Here is a 4,004-nt window from a genome sequence, read left to right on the forward strand (position 1 = left end):
GGTTATGACGCGGCCGAGTTCATCGAAGAGCTGCACCGCATGAAGGTCACGCCGCATGTGGCGCAGAACAAGTCGGGACGTCGCTCGGCGGTGGCCGACGAGATCGCGCAGAGCGAGGGCTATGCGATCTCTCAGCGCAAGCGAAAGCTGATCGAGCAAGGCTTCGGCTGGGCCAAGTTCGTCGGCCCCATCCGCCAGGTGATGGTGCGCGGCATCAAGAAGGTCGACCAATTGTTCGTGCTGACGATGGCCGCCTACAACCTCGTGCGCATGCGGACCTTGGCAGAAGTCCGTCCGTTGACCCCGTAGAGGGGAAACGAGAGCCGAAAACGGGCCCTCGAAGCGGGACAACGGCGACGGCAGCGAGCCTGAAACGTCGAAATCCCGCAACCGCCCACTTCAGGACGCCGGATGACTGCGGCTCGCCTGGTACTTCAGCGGCCTGCTAGGTCTTGTTTCGCTTGTAGTTCTCGATCTTCTCCTTCAGCTCCGTGTACTGCTCGCAAGGCAGCCAGCAGAGCTTGTTGAGTGCCTTCAGATGCACTTCGGCATCTTCGAGACGTCCCACCTGGAGATAGGCTTCGCCCATGTATTCGTGGGCGTCGCGATGGCGGGGATTGATCTGCAGGGCTCTTTCGTAGTGCTTGAAGGAGTTGTCCATGTCGCCCATGTGCCGGTAGGCGAAACCCAGCAGGTTCCAGGCGTCCGCGTTGTTCGGGTCGGTCTGGATCACCAGGGTCAGCCGCCCGACGGCGTCGGTCCACTGCTCCGCCTTGATGGCGGCTTCCCCGGCGCGGTAGTTGGGGTCGACGTTCTTCACTTCGGTACCGCCGCCACCCCCACCGCCGCCACCCCCACCGCCTCCGCCGCCTCCGCCGCCGCCGCCGCCCGCAGGCCATGCCGGAAAGCTCAGGAAGACGAGGCACACGGCTGCCGCCAATGCTCTTTTTCGCATGATGAGTGCTCCTAGATCGTTACTTCCCAGCCCTCGCCTTGTGAGTAGTCCGCCAGTTCGCCCCGGCTGAATTCGATCTCCGCGGCGCGCGGGTGTCAACACGCAACCGCATAGACAACTTGCGCCCATGGTGTTTGGCCGCTTCGGTTTTCTCCCGTTGCTCTGAATGCCCACGATGTGACAGCGCTCGGCCCGATCCCTAGAATGAGCAATGGCGTACGCCAGAACATGGTTGGTGGGACTGGTCCTCCTTGCCTGCGCGGTGGGAGCGGCCCATGCCCAAGCCGTGCCTGCCACCGCCGCCTCGGCCGACGCCTCTTCCGCCGGGCAAGCCGGCACGGTCGTCCTGATGGAGGTCGACGGCGCGATCGGCCCTGCCGCCGTCGACTACCTGCACCGCGGACTCAGGCTGGCAGCCCAGGAGCAAGCCCGGCTCGCGGTGATCCTGCTCGACACCCCCGGCGGGCTCGACAGCTCGATGCGCCGCATCATCAAGGACATCCTCGCCTCCCCGATCCCGGTGGCAACCTTCGTGGCGCCGGACGGAGCCCGCGCCGCCAGCGCAGGCACCTACATCCTCTACGCCAGCCAGATCGCGGCCATGGCGCCCGCCACCAACCTCGGTGCCGCGACGCCGGTCGAGATCGGCATGCCGACACCGTCGGCCCCGACGGCCAAGCCCGACGGCCAGGGGTCCGGGGCGGCGCCGGATGCCATGGCGGCCAAGCGCTTGGCCGACGCCTCGGCCTACATCCGCAGCCTGGCGCAGCTGCGCGGGCGCAACGCCGACTGGGGCGAGCAGGCGGTGCGCGAATCCGTCAGCCTGTCGGCTTCGGAGGCGCTGCAGAAGAACGTCATCACGCTGATCGCGCTGGACGTGGCCGACCTGCTGCGGCAGGTCGACGGCCGCGAGGTGCGCACCCCGCTGGGCGATGTGCGGCTGGAGACGCGGCACGCCCAGGTGCTGGTGTTCGACGCCGACTGGCGCAGCCGCCTGCTGTCGGTGGTCACCGAGCCCAGCCTTGCGCTGGTGCTGCTGATGGTGGGCATCTACGGCCTGCTGTTCGAGTTCTCCAATCCGGGCTTCGTGCTGCCCGGCGTGGTGGGCGCGATCTGCCTGATGCTGGCGCTGTACGGGCTGCAGATGCTGCCGGTCAACTATGCCGGCCTGGGGCTGATCTTCCTCGGCGTGGYCTTCCTGATCGCCGAGGCCTTCCTGCCGACCTTCGGTGTGCTGGGGATTGGCGGCATCGCGGCCTTCTCGATCGGCGCCGTGCTGCTGATCGACAACGACGCCCCGGGCTTCGGCGTGCCGCTGTGGCTGATCGCCGTGCTGGCCGCGGCCTCGGCGGTCTTCATCCTCGTGGTGGCCGGCATCGCCGCGAAGAGCCGGYGGCGGCCGCAGGTGGTCGGCGTCGCGACGCTGGTGGGCGCCACCGGCGAACTGGTCGAGTTCGCCAACGGCGAAGGCTGGGCCCAGATCCAGGGCGACTACTGGAAGGTGAGCGGCGCGGACGGCCTGCGCCCGGGGCGGCGCATCCGCGTGACCCGCGTGCAAGGGCTGGCCCTGCAGGTGGCCGAAGACAACCCGGAGGGCCCGGCAAGGGCTTGAACCATGTTCTTCAACTTCAGTGTCGTCCTGGTGGCGCTCCTCATCCTGCTGCTGGCGATGATCGCGGCGGCCTCGCTGCGCATCCTGCGCGAGTACGAGCGCGGCGTGGTGTTCCAGCTGGGGCGCTTCTGGAAGGTCAAGGGGCCGGGGCTGGTGATCCTGATCCCGGGCGTGCAGCAGATGGTGCGCGTGGGATTGCGCGTGATGGTGCTCGACATCCCGAGCCAGGACGTGATCACGCGCGACAACGTGTCGGTCAAGGTGAACGCGGTGCTCTACTTCCGCGTCATCGATCCCGAGAAGGCCATCATCCAGGTCGAGCGCTACCTCGAGGCCACCAGCCAGCTGGCTCAGACCACCTTGCGCGCGGTGCTGGGCAAGCACGAGCTGGACGATCTGCTGTCCGAGCGCGAGCGCCTCAACCTCGACATCCAGAAGATCCTCGCGGCCCAGACCGACCTCTGGGGCATCAAGGTGACCAACGTCGAGATCAAGCACGTCGACCTCAACGAGAACATGGTGCGCGCGATCRCGCGGCAGGCCGAAGCCGAACGCGAGCGGCGCGCCAAGGTGATCCATGCCGAAGGCGAGCTGCAGGCTTCGGTGAAGCTCGCAGAGGCGGCCGAGATCCTGGGCCGCCATCCGCAGGCGCTGCAGCTGCGCTACCTGGAAACCCTCACGGTGATCGCCGCCGACAAGAATTCGACCATCGTGTTTCCGCTGCCGGTGGATCTCATCGGACCTCTGCTGAAGAGGTGGGCCGAGAAGCAGGGCGACGCCGAAGCGCCCGGGGCGTAGCGGCTCGCCGGGTCCGACGGCGCTCAGGCGCCCGCGTCCTCGAACGCAAGGCCGACGCCGTAGACCGATCGGACCCCGTCCGCCGCCAGGCGTTCGAGGTTGAACTTCACCGACAACCGGCGCTTCTGAATCAATCCGCGCCGCCGGGCGGCACGTACCAGCGGGTCGCGGCCAGCTCGGGCTCGTCGTGGGCCTGCAGCAGTTCCCAGTGGCGGTCGGCGTCCTCGACGAACAGGTCGCGCGCGATCGCCTGGGCCAGCCGCGTGGCGCCGATCGCGAGGCCGGGAATGTCGCCGGCCAGCGCGCCATGGCTCATGGTCGCACCCCAGTTGAAGAGGCGCATGCGGGCCAGCGCCGGGGCCCGAGGGCCCGCCGGCTCGGCGCTGCGCAGCTCGAAGCCCGGTCCCAGGTAGGGAAAGCGCGCCGGTTCGGGATGGTGCTGGGCCTCCGTCGCCGAGACGTGGCGGGCCCAGGTGTCGATCTGCGCGGTGAAACCTGCGATCTCGGGCCGGTCGATCAGGTCGACGTCGAAACCGGTGCCGAAGATCACCGCGTCGAAGCGCTCGCTGCCGCCGTCCGGCAGGGTGACCGTCACGCCATCGGCGTCGGCTGCCACGTCCTCCCAGGGCGAGCCCAGAC

General features: G+C 68.2%; 4 protein-coding genes and 1 pseudogene. 3 read left to right on the forward strand and 2 right to left on the reverse strand.

Going from position 1 to position 4,004, the window contains the following annotated elements; genetic code table 11:
• A partial coding sequence (locus AC1D2K_RS31310; protein ID WP_478093904.1) for a transposase occupies window positions 1–309 on the forward strand: 309 nt, incomplete at its 5' end.
• A 136-nt stretch (window positions 310–445) separates the two neighbouring features.
• Here AC1D2K_RS31310 and AC1D2K_RS31315 read toward each other — a convergent pair.
• Complete coding sequence (locus tag AC1D2K_RS31315; protein ID WP_478093906.1) at window positions 446–955, reverse strand: tetratricopeptide repeat protein; 510 nt, start codon at window positions 953–955, stop codon at window positions 446–448.
• A gap of 286 nt (window positions 956–1,241) precedes the next feature.
• Here AC1D2K_RS31315 and AC1D2K_RS31320 point away from each other — a divergent pair, with 286 nt between their 5' ends.
• On the forward strand, window positions 1,242–2,567 hold the full coding sequence (locus AC1D2K_RS31320) for an NfeD family protein (protein ID WP_478093908.1): 1,326 nt from the start codon (window positions 1,242–1,244) through the stop codon (window positions 2,565–2,567).
• Window positions 2,568–2,624: 57 nt separating this feature from the next.
• On the forward strand, window positions 2,625–3,365 hold the full coding sequence (locus AC1D2K_RS31325) for a slipin family protein (RefSeq protein WP_478093910.1): 741 nt from the start codon (window positions 2,625–2,627) through the stop codon (window positions 3,363–3,365).
• 130 nt (window positions 3,366–3,495) lie between these two features.
• Here the strand turns inward: AC1D2K_RS31325 and AC1D2K_RS31330 are convergent.
• Window positions 3,496–4,004, reverse strand: a pseudogene (locus tag AC1D2K_RS31330) (FAD-dependent oxidoreductase); the annotation flags it as partial.

Source organism: Variovorax sp. P1_H12_2 (assembly GCF_056405335.1).

Excerpts from the sequence above, each read along its gene's own strand:
- AC1D2K_RS31315 (WP_478093906.1), bottom strand. The coding sequence starts at position 955 with ATGCGAAAAAGAGCATTGGCGGCAGCCGTGTGCCTCGTCTTCCTGAGC.